Origin of the sequence: Paracoccus lutimaris (assembly GCF_003337565.1) — a bacterium.
Taxonomy (GTDB): Bacteria; Pseudomonadota; Alphaproteobacteria; order Rhodobacterales; family Rhodobacteraceae; genus Paracoccus; species Paracoccus lutimaris.
On record NZ_QPJL01000001.1, the window covers coordinates 433,443 to 449,336 of the forward strand.

At 64.5% G+C, this 15,894-nt stretch carries 12 protein-coding genes; 1 reads left to right on the forward strand and 11 read right to left on the reverse strand.

What is annotated here, in order from left to right; genetic code table 11:
• Positions 1-2 precede the first annotated feature (2 nt).
• The 6 genes from phoU to aroC all read right to left on the reverse strand — a co-directional run bounded on the left by phoU (position 3) and on the right by aroC (position 6,426).
• The gene (phoU, locus tag DFP89_RS02025; protein ID WP_114347697.1) at positions 3-719 is read right to left on the reverse strand and encodes a phosphate signaling complex protein PhoU; all 717 of its coding nucleotides are present in this window, start codon (positions 717-719) and stop codon (positions 3-5) included.
• Positions 720-737: 18 nt separating this feature from the next.
• Positions 738-1,538 (reverse strand): phosphate ABC transporter ATP-binding protein PstB, encoded by an 801-nt coding sequence (gene pstB, locus DFP89_RS02030; protein ID WP_114347698.1) that lies wholly within the window; start codon positions 1,536-1,538, stop codon positions 738-740.
• 19 nt (positions 1,539-1,557) lie between these two features.
• Positions 1,558-2,907, reverse strand: coding sequence for a phosphate ABC transporter permease PstA (pstA, locus tag DFP89_RS02035; protein ID WP_114347699.1), 1,350 nt, complete (start codon positions 2,905-2,907; stop codon positions 1,558-1,560).
• Positions 2,904-4,094 (reverse strand): phosphate ABC transporter permease subunit PstC, encoded by a 1,191-nt coding sequence (gene pstC, locus DFP89_RS02040; RefSeq protein WP_114347700.1) that lies wholly within the window; start codon positions 4,092-4,094, stop codon positions 2,904-2,906. The genes pstA and pstC overlap by 4 nt, the downstream gene beginning before the upstream one ends.
• A 66-nt stretch (positions 4,095-4,160) precedes the next feature.
• Entirely contained in the window at positions 4,161-5,192 is a 1,032-nt protein-coding gene (locus DFP89_RS02045; RefSeq protein WP_114347701.1) for a substrate-binding domain-containing protein, read from the reverse strand.
• A gap of 133 nt (positions 5,193-5,325) precedes the next feature.
• Positions 5,326-6,426, reverse strand: coding sequence for a chorismate synthase (gene aroC / locus DFP89_RS02050; RefSeq protein ID WP_114347702.1), 1,101 nt, complete (start codon positions 6,424-6,426; stop codon positions 5,326-5,328).
• A gap of 248 nt (positions 6,427-6,674) precedes the next feature.
• On the opposite strand from aroC, the gene DFP89_RS02055 reads away from it, so the two are divergent.
• Positions 6,675-8,969, forward strand: coding sequence for a calcium-binding protein (locus DFP89_RS02055; RefSeq protein ID WP_181870209.1), 2,295 nt, complete (start codon positions 6,675-6,677; stop codon positions 8,967-8,969).
• Between the two features lie 352 nt (positions 8,970-9,321).
• Here DFP89_RS02055 and DFP89_RS02060 read toward each other — a convergent pair whose 3' ends face one another.
• The 5 genes from DFP89_RS02060 to DFP89_RS02080 form a co-directional block, all read right to left on the reverse strand.
• A complete protein-coding gene (locus tag DFP89_RS02060) occupies positions 9,322-10,557 on the reverse strand; it encodes an HlyD family secretion protein (protein WP_114347704.1) in 1,236 nt (411 codons plus the stop codon).
• A 3-nt stretch (positions 10,558-10,560) separates the two neighbouring features.
• Positions 10,561-11,016, reverse strand: a complete 456-nt coding sequence (locus DFP89_RS02065) for a hypothetical protein (RefSeq protein WP_114347705.1) — start codon at positions 11,014-11,016, stop codon at positions 10,561-10,563.
• Positions 11,017-11,195: 179 nt separating this feature from the next.
• Positions 11,196-14,528 carry a carbamoyl-phosphate synthase large subunit gene (gene carB, locus DFP89_RS02070; RefSeq protein ID WP_114347706.1) on the reverse strand — a complete coding sequence of 1,111 codons (3,333 nt, stop codon included), beginning with the start codon at positions 14,526-14,528 and terminating at the stop codon, positions 11,196-11,198.
• Between the two features lie 240 nt (positions 14,529-14,768).
• A complete protein-coding gene (locus DFP89_RS02075; protein WP_114347707.1) occupies positions 14,769-15,131 on the reverse strand; it encodes a cell division protein ZapA in 363 nt (120 codons plus the stop codon).
• A 2-nt stretch (positions 15,132-15,133) separates the two neighbouring features.
• Positions 15,134-15,805 (reverse strand): hypothetical protein, encoded by a 672-nt coding sequence (locus tag DFP89_RS02080; RefSeq protein ID WP_181870210.1) that lies wholly within the window; start codon positions 15,803-15,805, stop codon positions 15,134-15,136.
• Positions 15,806-15,894 lie beyond the last annotated feature (89 nt).

Sequence of the window (15,894 nt, forward strand, 5' to 3'; positions counted from 1 at the left end):
GGTCAGGCCCCTTCCGTGGTCATGCGCGGGACGCTTTCGCCCTTGGGGCGGGTGTCCTCGGGCAGGCCGCCCGTGGCCAGATAGATCACCTGCTCGGCAATGCCGGTGGCATGATCGCCCATGCGCTCGATGTTCTTGGCGATGAAATGCAGATGCATGCAGGCGGTGATATTGCGCGCATCCTCCATCATATGGGTCAGGAACTCGCGAAACAGCGCGTTATACATCTGGTCCACCTCAAGGTCGCGCTGGCGCACGTCCTCGGCCAGGGCCACGTCGCGCTGGATATAGCTGTCCAGCGCGTCCTTCATCATCGTCTCGACCGCCGCCGACATGCGCCGCAGCGCCATGCCCGAACCGGGAATGGCCGGCAGGTCGCCCAGAACATGGCTGCGCTTGGCGATGTTCTTGGCGTAATCCCCCACCCGCTCCAGGCTGGCCGAGATCTTGATGATCGAGAGCACCATCCGCAGATCGGTGGCACGCGGCGCGCGCAGCGCGATCAGCCGCGCGGCCTCATCATTTATCTGATGCTCCAGCGCGTCGATGGCCTTGTCGCGGCGGCGCACCGCCTCGGCCAGTTCGTCGTCGCGGGCGTCAAGGGCGCTGGCGGCATCATGGATCGCGCTTTCGACCATGCCGCCCATCTTGACGACCATGGCCTGAACCGCCTCAAGATCGCGGTCAAAGGCCGAAAGGATATGGCGTTCATTGTTCATGTCGTTCCCTTTCCAGCCTCAGCCGATCCGGCCGCTGATATAGCTTTCCGTGCGCGGATCGCGCGGATTGGTAAAGATATCCTCGGTCGAGCCATATTCCACCAGATTGCCCAGATGGAAAAAGGCCGTCTTCTGGCTGACCCGCGCCGCCTGCTGCATCGAATGGGTCACGATCACCAGCGAAAATTCGGTGCGAAGCTGGTCGATCAGCTCCTCGATCTGGCCGGTGGCGATGGGGTCCAGCGCGCTGCAGGGCTCGTCCATCAGCAGGACTTCGGGCTGGGTCGCCACCGCGCGGGCGATGCAAAGCCGCTGCTGCTGGCCGCCCGAAAGCCCGGTGCCGGGATCGTTCAGCCGGTCCTTGACCTCGTTCCACAGCGCCGCGCCGCGCAGGCTTTTCTCGACGATTTCGTCCAGCTCGGCGCGGTTGCGGGCCAGCCCGTGGATGCGGGGGCCATAAGCCACGTTGTCATAGATCGATTTCGGAAAGGGGTTCGGCTTCTGGAACACCATGCCGACGCGGGCGCGCAGCTGCACGGGATCGACGCGGCGGTCATAGATATCCTCGCCGTCCAGCGCGATGCGCCCCGCGACGCGGCAGATGTCGATGGTGTCGTTCATGCGGTTGATGCAGCGCAGAAAGGTCGATTTCCCGCAGCCCGACGGCCCGATAAAGGCGGTCACGGTCTTGTCGAGGATATCGACATTGACGTCCTTTAGCGCGTGCTTGTCGCCATAATGGACCTGCACACCCCTGGCCGAGATCTTGGTGTCGGTTTGCTGCTGCATGCGCGCCTCGGCAACTCTCATGTCGTTCATATCGGATCTCCTAGCCAGATTACCACCGGCGCTCGAATTTGCGGCGCAGGAAGATGGCGAAAAGGTTCATGCAAAGCAGGAAGGCCAAAAGGACGATGATCGCCCCCGAGGCCCGCTCGACAAAGGCCGGGTCGGCACGCTGGGTCCAGTTATAGACCTGAACCGGCAGCGCCGAGGCCGGATCGAAAAGCCCCTCGGGCGGAGCGGCCGGGAAGTTCTTCACGAATGCCACCATGCCGATCAGCAACAGCGGCGCGGTTTCGCCCAGAGCCTGCGCCATCCCCAGGATCACCCCGGTCAGGATGCCGGGCGTGGCCAGCGGCAGGACATGATGGAACACCGACTGCATGCGCGAAGCCCCCACCCCCAGCGCCGCATCGCGGATCGAGGGCGGCACCGCCTTCAGCGCCGCGCGCGCCGGGATGATGATGCGCGGCAGCGTCATCAGGACCAGCACGAGGCCGCCGACGATGGGCGCCGATTGCGGCAGGCCGGCAAAGTTGATGAAGGCCGCAAGCCCGAGGATGCCGAAGACGATCGAGGGCACCGCCGCAAGATTCGAGATGTTCACCTCGATAATGTCGGTCCAGCGGTTCCTGGGGGCGAATTCCTCAAGATAGATGGCGGCGGCGACGCCGATCGGCACCGCCAGCGCCAGCACCACCAGCATCATGTAAAGCGAGCCAAGGATGGCCACGCCCACGCCCGCCGCCTCGGGGCGCTGGTCCGAGGCATCGGGGCTGGTCAGAAACGACCAGTTCCATGCCGTGGCCAGCATCCCCTGCGCTTTCAGCGCATCGGCCAGTTCAAGCTGCGCGGGCGAGGTATTGGCGTCGCGCGCCGCGCTTTCCATGCTGACACGGCCCTTGTAATAGCCGTCCACGCGCCCGTTCACCAACACGCGGGCCTCGATGGTCTGGCCGATCAGGCCGGGATCGGCCAGCACGCGGTCGCGCAGATCGGCCGAGGCCTCTTTCGAGATCAGGCCCGACAGATCCTTGTCTGAAAGACCGGCGACCTGAATACCCTTGTCGGCAATGGCCGCATCCAGCGCCTTGTCGAGGATCTTGCCATAGGTCAGCGTCAGGACCTTCTTGATGTCCTCGGGGTTACGGTTACCTTTCTTGTCCAGCTGCGCCGCATCCAGCGTCACCGGGATAGTCAGGTAGGTCTGGCGGAATGCGCCAATGCCGCCGGAAAAGATCGTCACCAGCAGCACCACCAGCATGACCAGCGCCACGGCGATGGCGGCAAGGCCATAGGCGCGGAAACGTGCCTCGGCGGCGTTGCGTTTGCGGGTCCGGGGATCCGCGGCCAGCAGCGACGTTCTGGGGGTCTTGGCGGCGGTCGGGAAGGATGCGTCGCTCATTCGTACTGCTCCCGGTATTTGCGCACGACATAAAGGGCGACGATGTTCAGCCCCAGCGTCACCGTGAAAAGCGTCAGGCCAAGGGCAAAGGCGACCAGCGTTTCGGGGGCGGCGAAATCGGTGTCGCCGGTCAGCTGGCTGACGATCTTGACAGTGATGGTGGTCATCGCCTCAAAGGGGTTCAGCCCCATGCGGGCCGAAGCCCCCGCCCCCAGCACCACGATCATCGTCTCGCCGATGGCGCGGGACGCGGCCAGAAGCACGGCGCCGACGATGCCCGGCAGGGCAGCGGGCAGCACCACCTTGCGGATGGTCTCGGACGGGGTTGAGCCCAGCCCCAGCGCGCCGTCGCGCAGGCTTTGCGGCACGGCGTTGATGATGTCATCGGAAAGCGAGCTGACAAAGGGGATCAGCATCACCCCCATGACCAGCCCCGCCGTCATCACCGAGGATGCCGATGCGCCCAGCCCCAGCGGCTGCGAGAACCAGTCGCGCAGCAAGGGGCCAACGGTAATCATAGCGAAAAGCCCATAGACGATGGTCGGGATCCCGGCCAGCACCTCGATCAGCGGCTTGACCACGCCGCGCATCCGCATCGATGCGTATTCCGACATGTAGATCGCCGCGAACAGCCCGATCGGCACCGCGACCAGCAGCGCGATCAGCGAGATGTAAAGCGTGCCCCAGAGCAGCGGCAGCATGCCCAGCTGCGAGCCGCCACCGAATTTCGGCGACCAGGTGGTGCCAAAGAAGAACTCGGTCCAGGGGTATTGGCGAAAGAACTGCCCGGTCTCGAACAGCATCGACAGCACGATCCCGGCGGTGGTGATGATGGCAATCGAGGCGCAGGCGATCAGCAGGCCCTTGACCATGCCCTCGACCGCGTTTCGGGCGCGGAAGCTGGGCGAGGTGCGGATCAGCGCAAAGGCAAGCCCTGCTGCGGCCAGAGCCAGCGCCACCATCGAGATCAGCGCCGTGCCCGCCGCCGGTTGCACGAAACGCCAGACCGCGATCAGCAGGATCGCCGGCAGCGCCGTCAGAAGCGCCGCGTTCCAGCCGTAATGGCCGGGCCGCGAATGCAGCTTGCGCGTGTCGCCGCCAGCCATGGCGACGGCCCGCATGCGGGTCAGCAGATAGCCCGCCCCGGCAAGGGCAAGGACGATCAGCAATGTCCAGGAGACAGGCATTCAGAGCCTCGGAAACTGGGGAACGGAAAGGGGCGCGGGGACGTTCTGCCGCCCGCGCCCGTCAGGTCACTGGGCGATGGTCGCTTCGTCGGCCACGGCGGTCTGGGTCGCGGCCAGTTCCGGATCGGCGACCAGACCATAGGCGGCCAGCGGGCCCTCGGGGCCGGCCAGTTCGTCCGAGACGAAGAATTCAGCGAATTCCTTCAGCCCCTGAATGGTGCCGATATGCTGTTTCTTGACATAGAAGAACAGCGGCCGGGACACCGGATACTCACCCGAAGCGATGCTTTCGGTCGAGGGCGTCACGCCGCCGATGGTCGCGACCTTCAGCTTGTCGGTGTTGTTTTCGTAAAACGACAGGCCAAAGACACCGATGCCGTTCGGGGCCGACTGGATGCGAGCCAGCGTCTCGGTATAGTCGCCGTCGATGTCGACCGACTTGCCATCGGTGCGCAGGGCAGAGCAGGCTTCCTTGGCCTTGTCTTCGTCACCTTTTTCCTTGGCGAAGACCTCGGTGGCGCCAGCCTCCTTGCAGCCCGCCGCGATCACCTTTTCCTCAAAGACTTCGCGGGTGCCGTGCTTGGTGCCGGGCACAAAGGCCAGGATGTCCTGATCGGGCAGATCGGCGCGGATCTCGCTCCATTTGGTATAGGGGTTGGCGACGACCTTGCCGTCCTTGACCACCTCGGCGGCCAGCGCGTTGAACCAGTCGGCGGCGGTAAAGGCGAAATCCTTGCCGTTGATATCGCTGGCAAAGACGATGCCGTCATAGCCGATGCGGACCTCGATGACCTCGGTCACGCCGGCGGCCTTGCAGGCGGCCTTCTCGCTGTCCTTCATCGGGCGCGAGGCATTGGCGATGTCGATCGTGTTCTCGCCCACGCCTTCGCAGAATTTCTTCAGGCCGGCGGACGAGCCGCCCGATTCCACCACCGGGGTCGGGAAATCGGTGTTTTCGCCAAAGGCTTCGGCGACGATGGTGGCATAGGGCAACACCGTGGACGAGCCGGCGACCTGGATCTGGTCGCGGGCCGAGGCCACGCCTGCCGAGGCGGCAATCACGGCCAGCGCCGACACGGTGAGTTTCGCGGATTTCATAGGATCACTCCTGACATTTCCATCTTGGCCAGCTTTGGCCTGCGCGTCGTTTAGAACGGCGATGCGACGGTTATGCGAAAGGAATGTGACAGTTGCGCGACAATCGCCGCCCTGCCCGAAAACCCTGCGATCTCTAGCCGATACGGCCCCGGACGCCGCCGGTCTGCGCGCGGTCCAGCAGCAGATGATCGAGAATCACACAGGCCGCCATGGCCTCGGCGATGGGCACGGCGCGAATCCCGACGCAAGGATCGTGGCGGCCCTTGGTGATCAGCTCGATTTCCTCGCCCCTTTGGTTGATGGTGCGGCGCGGGGTCAGGATCGAGCTGGTCGGCTTGACCGAGAACCGCACGACGATGTCCTGTCCGGTGGAAATCCCGCCCAGGATCCCGCCGGCATGGTTCGACAGGAATTCGGGTCCGTCCGGGGTCATACGGATCTCGTCGGCATTTTCGGTGCCGGTCAGGGCGGCGGCAGCCATGCCCTCGCCGATCTCGACGCCCTTGACGGCATTGATCGACATCATCGCGGCGGCAAGGTCGGTATCCAGCTTCGCATAGACCGGCGCGCCAAGGCCGGGCGGACAGTTCTGGATCAGCACCTCGATGGCGGCGCCGACGCTGTTCTGGTCCTTGCGGATGGCGTTCAGATAGTCCTCCCACGCGGGGACGGCGCTGGCATCGGGCAGGAAGAACGGGTTCTGGCCGATCTGACTTGCGTCGAAATTTGCCGGATCCAGATGCAGATTTCCCATCTGACACATGTAGCCGGTGATCCGCAGATCGGGCACCAGATCGCGCAACACCGCCTGCGCCACGCCCCCCGCGGCAACCCGCGCCGCGGTTTCCCGCGCGCTGGAGCGCCCGCCGCCGCGATAGTCGCGAATGCCGTATTTCAGGTGATAGGCAATGTCGGCATGGCCGGGACGGAAAGCCTGCGCGATCTCGCCGTAATCCTTGCTGCGCTGGTCGGTATTCTCGATCATCAGCTGGATCGGCGTGCCGGTGGTGCGCCCCTCGAAGGTGCCGGACAGGATGCGGACCTGATCGGGTTCCTGCCGCTGGGTGGTGAATTTCGAGGTGCCGGGGCGGCGACGGTCCAGGAATTGCTGGATGAAGGCTTCGTCCAGCGCCACGCCCGGCGGGCAGCCATCCACCGTCGCGCCAAGCGCCGGCCCGTGGCTTTCGCCCCAGGTGGTGAAGGTGAAGATACGGCCGAATGTATTGAAGCTCATGGTTCCCGCCCTTTCCGCTTCCCTGCGATAGCCGCGCCGGTCCGGGGGGGCAATCCCCGGCGTGAAAATCCGGGCCGGAGGGCGCCGCGCAACCCGCACGGACAGGGGGGCGGGCCGGCGATTTCGCCGTGATTTCCTTATCCATCAAGCCCCTGATGCCATTCACAACCGGTTCACGCCCCGGGGTCTATGGTCGGGGCGCGAGGCTGCCTGCTCATTCAACGGAATCATCACATCAGGAGGAAGTGATGCCTACAGGAACCAACGGCAATGACTTGATGCTCGGAACATTGGCGAGCGAAACCTTCTCTGCCCTTGCGGGCAATGACACGGTCATTGCGAGCGGCGGCAATGACGAGGTCTATGGCGCTGCTGGAAACGACTCGCTTTATGGTGGAACCGGCAATGACTGGCTTGACGCCGGAACCGGCACGGACACGCTGTATGGCGGCAACGACAATGACACGCTGATATCCAGCGGCTATGGCCAGTATTACGGCGAAAGCGGCAACGACTATGTCTATGCCGGCGATGGCGGCGGCGAGACGCTGGATGGCGGCACCGGCACGGACTGGCTGAACACGGCAAGCTTCTCGGGCAACTATCGCGTGAACCTCGCCACCGGCCAGACCAATTTCTTCCTCGAAAGCTTCGTCAACTTCGAGAATATCTATTCGGGGTCTGGAAACGACACGCTTGACGGGACCACGGGCGCCAACACCATGTATGGCAATGCCGGCAATGACCTGATCTACGGTAATGCCGGCAATGACACGCTTAATGGCGGAATCGGAAACGACTACCTGTCGGGCGGAGACGGCAATGACCGGCTTGACGCCGACACCGGCACCGACACGCTGCATGGCTGGGACGACAATGATACGCTGACATCCAGCGGCTATGGCCAGTATTACGGCGACAGCGGCAACGACTATGTCTATGCCGGCAATGGCGGCGGCGAGACGCTGGATGGCGGCACCGGCACGGACTGGCTGAACACGGCAAGCTTCTCCGGCGACTATCGCGTGAACCTTGCCACCGGTGCCACGAACTGGCTCGGCGAAAGCTTCGTCAATTTCGAAAACATCTACACCGGCTCAGGGAACGATACAGTCTATGGCACGGGTGGGAGCAACTACATCTGGACCCAGAGCGGCAATGACTACATCAGCTCCGATCTGGGCAATGACACCGTCTATGGTGCCGATGGCGACGACACTGTCTATGGCGGCTTTGGAGACGACTACATCGCGGGCGGCAACGGCAATGACTCGCTGCATGCCGGCAGCGGCATCGACACGGTCTGGGGTGAAGGCGGCAACGACACAATCGCTTCGAGCGCCTTCGGGTACTACAACGGCGGAACCGGTGACGACTATGTCTATGCCGCTAACGGCAGTGGCGAAACACTGATCGGCGGGCTTGGCAGCGACTGGCTGAACACGACCAGCTTCTCGGGCGATTATCTCGTCAATCTGGGCAACGGCAACACGAACTGGACCGGCGAAAGCTTTACCCAGTTCGAGCATCTCCTCACCGGGTCGGGAAACGACACCCTGATCGGAACGGCTGACGCGAACTATTTCGCGAGCGGAGCAGGCGACGACTGGCTCTATGGTCTGGCCGGCGACGACACGCTGCGCGGCGGGACTGGCAACGACTTCATCGTCAGCGGCTCGGGCAGCGATCTTGTCTATTGCGATGAAGGCAACGACACCGTTCAGCCGATTTTCGGGACCGACACCGTCTGGGGCGGCGCTGGCAATGACAGCATCGCCTCCAGCGGTTCGGGCTATTACGACGGCGAGGACGGCAACGACACGCTGCTGCCGGTGATCGGCGACAGCGAGACGATGATCGGCGGCAATGGCGAGGATCTGCTGGATACACGCACCTACAAGACCAACTATGTCGTCAACCTGGCCACCGGCCAGACCAGCATCGTCGGCGAACTGTTCCAGGGGTTCGAACATGTCATGACCGCGGACGGCAACGACCGCGTCTATGGCACGATCGGCGCGAACCGGATCTATACCGGTGAAGGCAACGACCTCGCTGTTGGCGATGCCGGAAATGACATGATCTTCGGACAGGGCGGCACGGATGCGCTGCTCGGCGGTACTGGCAATGACGTGCTGTATGGCGGCGATGGCAATGACCTTCTGCGGGGCGGCACCGGGGCCGACCTGCTTTTGGGGCAGCTCGGGAACGACGTGTTCCAGTTCATCGATATCACCGATTCCACGATCGGTTTGGGTTTGGGCATCGACATCATCAATGGTTTTGATGGTGTTGGCGCTGCGGCGGGTGACCGGATCCAGCTTACTTCGATCGACGCGAATACCGTGCAGGGCGGCAATCAGGCCTTTGTTTTCAATGGTACAACGCCGGGCGGGATCGGCACGGTCTGGGTCGGCGCCAGCGGCACGCAGACGATGGTCTATGTCAACAACGATATCGATGCGGCGGCCGACATGTTCATCCGCATCAACGACGGCGGGGTACTGCCCGGCCAATATGTCGCGGGAGATTTCCTGCTGTAACCCTTGCATCCGTTGCGCGAAGTATTGGCGCAACCCGCGACATGAGAGGCGCGGCCCTACCCGGGGCCGCGTCTTTTTCGCATCCCCGCCCTGGGGGTGAGGTCGGCACGTCCCGGCCCCGCGCAACCATCCTGGAACGCGCCCCGACCTGACTGCCGCGAACCTCCACAGAACACGGGAATTGATGAATGCCGCTGTCCCGGACCGTCTGGTGACGGGCATTGAGGCGCACATATCGGGGATCACGCCGCCAGATGAGGAGGATCTCCGCAATCATCGGCCCCTCCGTAACGGGACCGAAAAATGCTCCGCCGGCAAGCAAGGTGCGTGCAAAGCACGCACCCTACGCGTTTCAATGGCCGCCCGAGAACACCAGCGTGCGGAAGGGCATCAGGGCCACCTGAATGCGCATCAGCATGGCATGGACCAGACCCAGCGCATCGACGCCATGCAGCGCAAGGCCGCGACCGAAGGAGGTGTTCGGATCGGCGATCTCGTCATGGTGGTTCGAATACAGGTTCGCCATGCACTGGCTGCCCGGCACGATGTCCTTGAACCCGCCGGGGTAAAGCGGCTCCATATAGACCAGCACCGTGCCGTCGCGGCGCATATCGCTGATCTCGAGCAGCCGTTCGCCGCCGCCGAACTGGCCCGAGGCGATGTAATCCTGCTTGTCGCTGACCACGACCGGGATCACCTGCCAGGGCGTGGTATTGCACGAGATCTCGCCGATCATGCCCTTCTTGATGACCGGCGACGCGATCTGGCCGAAACCGGCCTGGATCGAGGCGCGGCCCGCCTCTTGCGGGATCAGCACCCCGGCCGAGCGCAGGACAGAGCTGACGACATCGCCGGGGCGCAGGGTGAACTGCTCGACCCGGCCATCGACGCCGGCGCGGATCGTGGCCTTTTCGATCTCGATTTCGGCCTGGTGCAGCGCGGCCTCGGCGGTGGCCTTCTGCGCCGGCAAAAGCGTGTCAAGCCGCTGCTGGGCGGAATCGCGCGCGGATTCGGCAGCGTCCAGCGAGCCAATGGCGGCGGCTTCGCTGACCTCAAGGGTTTCCAGATCACGCCGCGCGACGGCGCTGGAACCGCTTTTGACCAGATCGCGCTTGGTTTTCAGGTCATCCCGAACCTGGCGCAACGTGGCCTGCGCCTCGGAAACCTTGCCACTCGCGGCAGCTACGTCGGTCGCGGCCACGACCATCGCGGCCTCGGCCTCGGCGATCCGGCGGCGCTGGGTCTCGACGGCGGCTTCCTGACGCGTGGTTTCAAGGCGGAACAACGGATCGCCCGCTTTGACGTCGTCGCTGACCTGCAGATAGACCTCTTCCACGCGGCCATTGGCATCGGCAATGATCGGGATGGTGCGGAAATGCACCGCCACGGCGGTCGTGGACGGGTGATAGAAGAAGACCACGGTGATCAGCGCGATGGTCAGGATGAAGCAGCCGGTAATGCCGTAGCGCAGCTCATACCAGACCGAGAAGAAGGTGATTTCCTTGCCGAAACGCTTTCCCTGCGCATAGCGGCGGAAGAGGTAATCGGGCAGAATCGTGACCAGCGAGCAAAGGATGACTTCAAGCATGGTTCAGTGCCCCTTTGCGGTGGTCGTGTCGCCGGCCGTGGGCGCGGGTGTCTGGCTGTCCTGCGGCGCCTCGACCGCCGGATCAAGCGGACCGGCAGCGGAAACCGGCTGGCGGCCCCCTCCGACCAGACGTTCCAGCGTGTCCGAAATGCGGCGCAAGGGCGTCGCCAGATCGGGCAAGTCGATGAAGGCAAGGATCAGCGCCGCGCCCCACAGCACATTGTTATGCGTGAACAGCGCCAGCAGGCACAGGATCGCCACCACCTCGAATTGCAGCTTCTGGCCCTTATGCGCGACGCGCTCGGGCAGGCTGTGCAGCCACAGGAAGGCGATGCCCAGCAAAAACACCACCACGATCAGGAACAGGCCGATCCCGACCAGAAGGCCATCGGTCTGCCCCGGCGCGGTGATGAATGGCGGCAGGTGATGCGTCGCCAGAGGGTTTATTTGATCAGTCATGGAAGGGCAGCCCTTTCGAACCGGCTGGAAAATCGGGAAAACTGGTTGTGCAGATCGCTCTGCGTAGCAGACCGCCCAAGGGCGATGTGCCGAGATCAGTGCAGGATCACGGCGCCGTCAAGCGGGGAAATCCGCTTCGCGGCGGGCGCCGCGCAACGATCCGCGCAGCGCCCTTCAGGTCAGGCCTGAAGCGAACGGACGACCAACTCCCCCTCGCCGCGCGAGCGGATCGCCGCCACGGCGGCGATGCTGCCGGCGGCGGTGGTGAAATAGGGGATCTTGTCGTTCAGGGCCACGGCGCGGATATCACGCGAATCCGCGATGGCCTGCGCGCCCTCGGTGGTGTTCAGCACCATCACGATCTCGCCGTTCTTGAGGCGGTCGACAATGTTCGGGCGGCCCTCATAGACCTTGTTCACGGTCTCGGTCGCGACGCCCGCGGCCTTGAGGAACTCGGCCGTGCCGCGCGTCGCAACCAGCGTGAAACCCATCGCGGTCAGATCGCGCGCGGCCTGCGCCATGGCGTCCGACTTGTCGGCATCCCGGACCGAGACAAAGACCAGCCCCGCATCGGGCAGTTGCGTCCCCGCCCCCATCTGCGCCTTGAGGAAGGCGCGCGGGAAGTTGCGGTCCCAGCCCATCACCTCGCCGGTCGAACGCATTTCCGGGCCCAGCAGCGTATCGACACCGGGGAAGCGGGCAAAGGGCAGCACCGCCTCCTTGACCGAGAACCAGGGCGTGATCGGGTCGGCCACCGTCAGCGGATCGGCAAAGGGCAGCGGGTCCTCGGGTCCGGCGCCGGCCGGATAGGGCGCGCGGGCGGGGAAGTTCGACATCGGCTCGCCGGCCATCAGCCGCGCGGCAATCGAGGCGATGGCGCTGTCGGTGGCCTTGGCGACAAAGGGCACGGTGCGGCTGGCACGCGGGTTCACCTCAAGCACATAGATCGCGCCGTCCTTCAGCGCGAATTGCACGTTCATGAGGCCGACGACGTTCAGCGCCCGGGCCATGGCCTCGGTCTGGCGTTTCAGCTCGGCGATGGTTTCGGCGTCCAGCGTATGCGGCGGCAGCGAACAGGCCGAGTCGCCGGAATGGACGCCGGCTTCCTCGATATGTTCCATGATGCCCGCGACATGGACGGTGCGCCCGTCGCAAAGCGCGTCCACGTCAACCTCGATCGCGCCGGAAAGATAGCTGTCCAAGAGCACCGGGCTATCACCCGAAACCTGCACCGCCTCGCGGATATAGCGGTTCAGCTGGTCCATATCGCGCACGATTTCCATGGCGCGGCCGCCAAGCACATAGGACGGGCGGATGACCAGCGGGAAACCGATGCGCTTTGCGATCTCGATGGCCTCTTCGCCGGAGCGGGCGATGCCGTTGATCGGCTGCTTGAGGTTCAGGTCATTGAGCAGTTTCTGGAACCGCTCGCGGTCCTCGGCCAGGTCGATGGCGTCGGGGCTGGTGCCCAGGATCGGGATGCCCTCGGCCTCAAGCGCATTGGCCAGTTTCAAGGGCGTCTGGCCGCCGAACTGGACGATGACGCCATGCAGCGTACCGTTTTCCTGTTCGATGCGCAGGATCTCCAGCACATGTTCCAGGGTCAGCGGCTCAAAATACAGCCGGTCCGAGGTGTCGTAATCGGTCGAAACTGTCTCGGGGTTGCAGTTGATCATGATGGTTTCATAGCCGGCCTTGGTCAGCGAGAAACAGGCATGGCAGCAGCAATAGTCGAACTCGATCCCCTGCCCGATGCGGTTCGGACCGCCGCCCAGAATGACCACCTTCTTGCGGTCGCTGGGCCGGGCCTCGTTCTCGACATCGCCCATCGCCGGGGCCTCATAGGTCGAATACATATAGGGGGTCTGCGCCTCGAATTCGGCGGCGCAGGTGTCGATGCGCTTGAAGACCGGGTGCAGGTCCAGCGCACGGCGAGCCTGACGGATGGCGGTTTCGGTCTTTCCGGTCAGCGCGGCCAGACGCGCATCGGTAAAGCCCATCATCTTCAGATGCCGCAGGCCCTCCAGATCCTTGGGCAGGCCATTGGCGCGGATGGCAGCCTCGGCATCGATGATCTCGCGGATGCGGGTCAGGAACCACGGATCAAAAGCGGTTGCGTGCTGGATCTCGTCATTGCTCAGCCCCTCGCGCATGGCCTGCGCGATCAGGCGCAGCCGGTCGGGGGTCTGGGCGCTGATCGCCTTGATGATCGCGGCCTTGTCGGGGGCGCCGGGGATCTCGATATCGTCAAGCCCGGTCAGCCCGTTCTCCATCGAGGTCAGGGCCTTTTGCAGGCTTTCATGGAAGGTGCGGCCAATCGCCATCACCTCGCCCACGGATTTCATCGCCGTGGTCAGCTCGGGCTTCGAGCCGGGGAATTTCTCGAACGCAAAGCGCGGGATCTTGGTCACGACATAGTCGATGCTGGGCTCGAACGAGGCGGGCGTAACCTTGGTGATGTCGTTGTCCAGCTCGTCCAGCGTATAGCCGACGGCCAGTTTTGCGGCGATCTTGGCAATCGGGAAACCCGTGGCCTTGGAGGCCAGGGCCGAGGACCGCGACACGCGCGGGTTCATCTCGATCACCACCATGCGGCCATCGGCGGGGTTGATCGCCCATTGCACATTCGAGCCGCCGGTCTCGACGCCGATCTCGCGCAGGACGGCAATCGAGCCATTGCGCATGCGCTGGTATTCGCGGTCGGTCAGGGTCAGCGCCGGCGCGACGGTGATCGAGTCGCCGGTATGGACGCCCATCGGATCGACGTTTTCGATGGAGCAGACGATGATGGCATTGTCGGCGCGGTCGCGCACGACTTCCATCTCGTATTCCTTCCAGCCCAGAAGCGACTCGTCGACCAGCACCTGCGCCACCGGCGATGCCTCAAGCCCCGAGCGCAGGATGCGTTCGTAATCGTCGCGGTTATAGGCGACGCCGCCGCCGGTGCCGCCAAGGGTAAAGGCGGGGCGGATGATGGCGGGCAGGCCGATATCGTCCAGCGCCTCCATGCCGATGGCGATGCCGGCCGCGACGTCATATTTGCCGTTCGGGTGCTTCGGGGCGGCGACAATGGTGGCGCGGGGGTTTTCCAGCCCGATGCGGTCCATGGCCTCGCGAAACAGCTTGCGGTCCTCGGCCATCTCGATGGCGGCGCGCTGCGCGCCGATCAGCTCGACCCCATAGCGGTTCAGGACACCCATATCGGCCAGGGCCAGCGCGGTGTTCAGCCCGGTCTGCCCGCCCATGGTCGGCAGCAGCGCGTCGGGGCGTTCCTTGGCGATGATCTTTTCGACGATTTCGGGAGTGATCGGCTCGATATAGGTGGCATCGGCCATTTCCGGGTCGGTCATGATCGTCGCGGGGTTCGAGTTGACCAGAATGACCCGGTAACCTTCCTCGCGCAGCGCCTTGCAGGCCTGGGCGCCGGAATAGTCGAATTCGCAGGCCTGCCCGATGACGATGGGACCGGCACCGATGATCAGGATGGATTTGATATCGGTTCTTTTCGGCATGGCGGGTCCCTCGGGCTGGCGGCGGATAAATCGTCCGGGGTTATAGCCGCGACGGGCCAAGGCGCAAGGGCAAGCGAAGGGAGGGCGGGAAAAATCGCTCCGTCCTCACGACAGCCGTGCCGGGGACCGGCCAGATCGGAAAAGTCCAGATGACGCGCCCCACCCCGACGGTATGACACGCACAGGCCCAAAGACCCTTTCTTCTTCACTCAAATATCCAAAGAACCGCGCCGCTGGCGATCACTCGGCCAGTTGATCCTCGGCCTTCTGCGCCAAGGCTTCGGCCCGCGCCGCCAGTTCGGCCATGGCCTCGGACAGGCTTGCGGGCACCACCGGCACCTCGACCCGCTGCGGATTGGCCTTCAGCCGCGCCAGTTCCCGCTCGGCCGAGATGGCGCGATCCTCCAGGGCCGAGGTGCGGTCCGCCAGCATCAGCCCCGCCAGCAGCAAAAGCCGCGGCTCGGGGATGCGGCCGGCCTGACCCAGAATGGCCTGCGCCTCGGTGTCCAGAAGGCCGGCGGCGCGTTTCAGATGCCGCTCCTCGCCCTCCTGGCAGCTCAGCGTATAGGATTTGTGTCCGATGGAAAAATCGACTTCTGCCATGATCAGCCCCTCTCCTCAGCCGGCCCGGAGGCGTCCCCGGCATCCGCGGATGCCGCATCATGGGATGCCCCGGCGAATTCGGTGACCTGCTCGGGCATCGGCATTTCCAGCACCGGCGCCACCGCAGGCGCGACAGCGGGCGCAGCCGCAGCGGCCCGCACGGGCGCGCGCGGCGCTTCGGCGGTTTCGGGTGCGGGCGTGTCGATCATGCGGTCGAGTACCGCCAGCAGATCGCCCATCTGCGCCGTCTCGGCCGCGCGCACGGCGCGCAGCGATTCGATTTCCGCCTCAAGCGCAAGGCGCGCCTCGTCGGCGGGCGCACCCGAGGCCGCGATCAGGGCGCGGTTCGCCTCGGCCAGAACCTCATTGGCGGCGGCAAGGCGCGCGGCCTCAAGCCCGGCGCCGGAAAGCCGTTCATGGGCCTCGGTCAGCCGGGTCTCGCAATTGGCCAGCAGCGCCGCCTGACGCTCATGCAGCAGCACCAGCTCGCCCGAGAGGCGCCGGTTCTCGCCCTGGGCGGCATGCAGCCGGGCCTCGATCTCGGCCAGCCCGCCCCCGGCGGCAACCGGGGCCGGCGCAATCGCGCGCGCGCCGGTGGCGCGGTCGATGAAGTGGTCGATGCGGTCCAGCGCCGCGATCAGCCGCTTTTCGCTGGCAGTCAGGTCGTCTCTCATCGGCCAGGATCCTTTCGGGTCGCTTGTCCTTGCGCATGCTCTTGCGCGTCGTTCAGACACTTTTTGGCATTGCAGGGACAATATGACAA

Coding starts and splice junctions, on each gene's coding strand:
- phoU (WP_114347697.1), bottom strand. CDS start 719: ATGAACAATGAACGCCATATCCTTTCGGCCTTTGACCGCGATCTTGAG.
- pstB (WP_114347698.1), bottom strand. CDS start 1,538: ATGAACGACATGAGAGTTGCCGAGGCGCGCATGCAGCAGCAAACCGAC.
- pstA (WP_114347699.1), bottom strand. CDS start 2,907: ATGAGCGACGCATCCTTCCCGACCGCCGCCAAGACCCCCAGAACGTCG.
- pstC (WP_114347700.1), bottom strand. CDS start 4,094: ATGCCTGTCTCCTGGACATTGCTGATCGTCCTTGCCCTTGCCGGGGCG.
- DFP89_RS02045 (WP_114347701.1), bottom strand. CDS start 5,192: ATGAAATCCGCGAAACTCACCGTGTCGGCGCTGGCCGTGATTGCCGCC.
- aroC (WP_114347702.1), bottom strand. CDS start 6,426: ATGAGCTTCAATACATTCGGCCGTATCTTCACCTTCACCACCTGGGGC.
- DFP89_RS02055 (WP_181870209.1), top strand. CDS start 6,675: ATGCCTACAGGAACCAACGGCAATGACTTGATGCTCGGAACATTGGCG.
- DFP89_RS02060 (WP_114347704.1), bottom strand. CDS start 10,557: ATGCTTGAAGTCATCCTTTGCTCGCTGGTCACGATTCTGCCCGATTAC.
- DFP89_RS02065 (WP_114347705.1), bottom strand. CDS start 11,016: ATGACTGATCAAATAAACCCTCTGGCGACGCATCACCTGCCGCCATTC.
- carB (WP_114347706.1), bottom strand. CDS start 14,528: ATGCCGAAAAGAACCGATATCAAATCCATCCTGATCATCGGTGCCGGT.
- DFP89_RS02075 (WP_114347707.1), bottom strand. CDS start 15,131: ATGGCAGAAGTCGATTTTTCCATCGGACACAAATCCTATACGCTGAGC.
- DFP89_RS02080 (WP_181870210.1), bottom strand. CDS start 15,805: ATGAGAGACGACCTGACTGCCAGCGAAAAGCGGCTGATCGCGGCGCTG.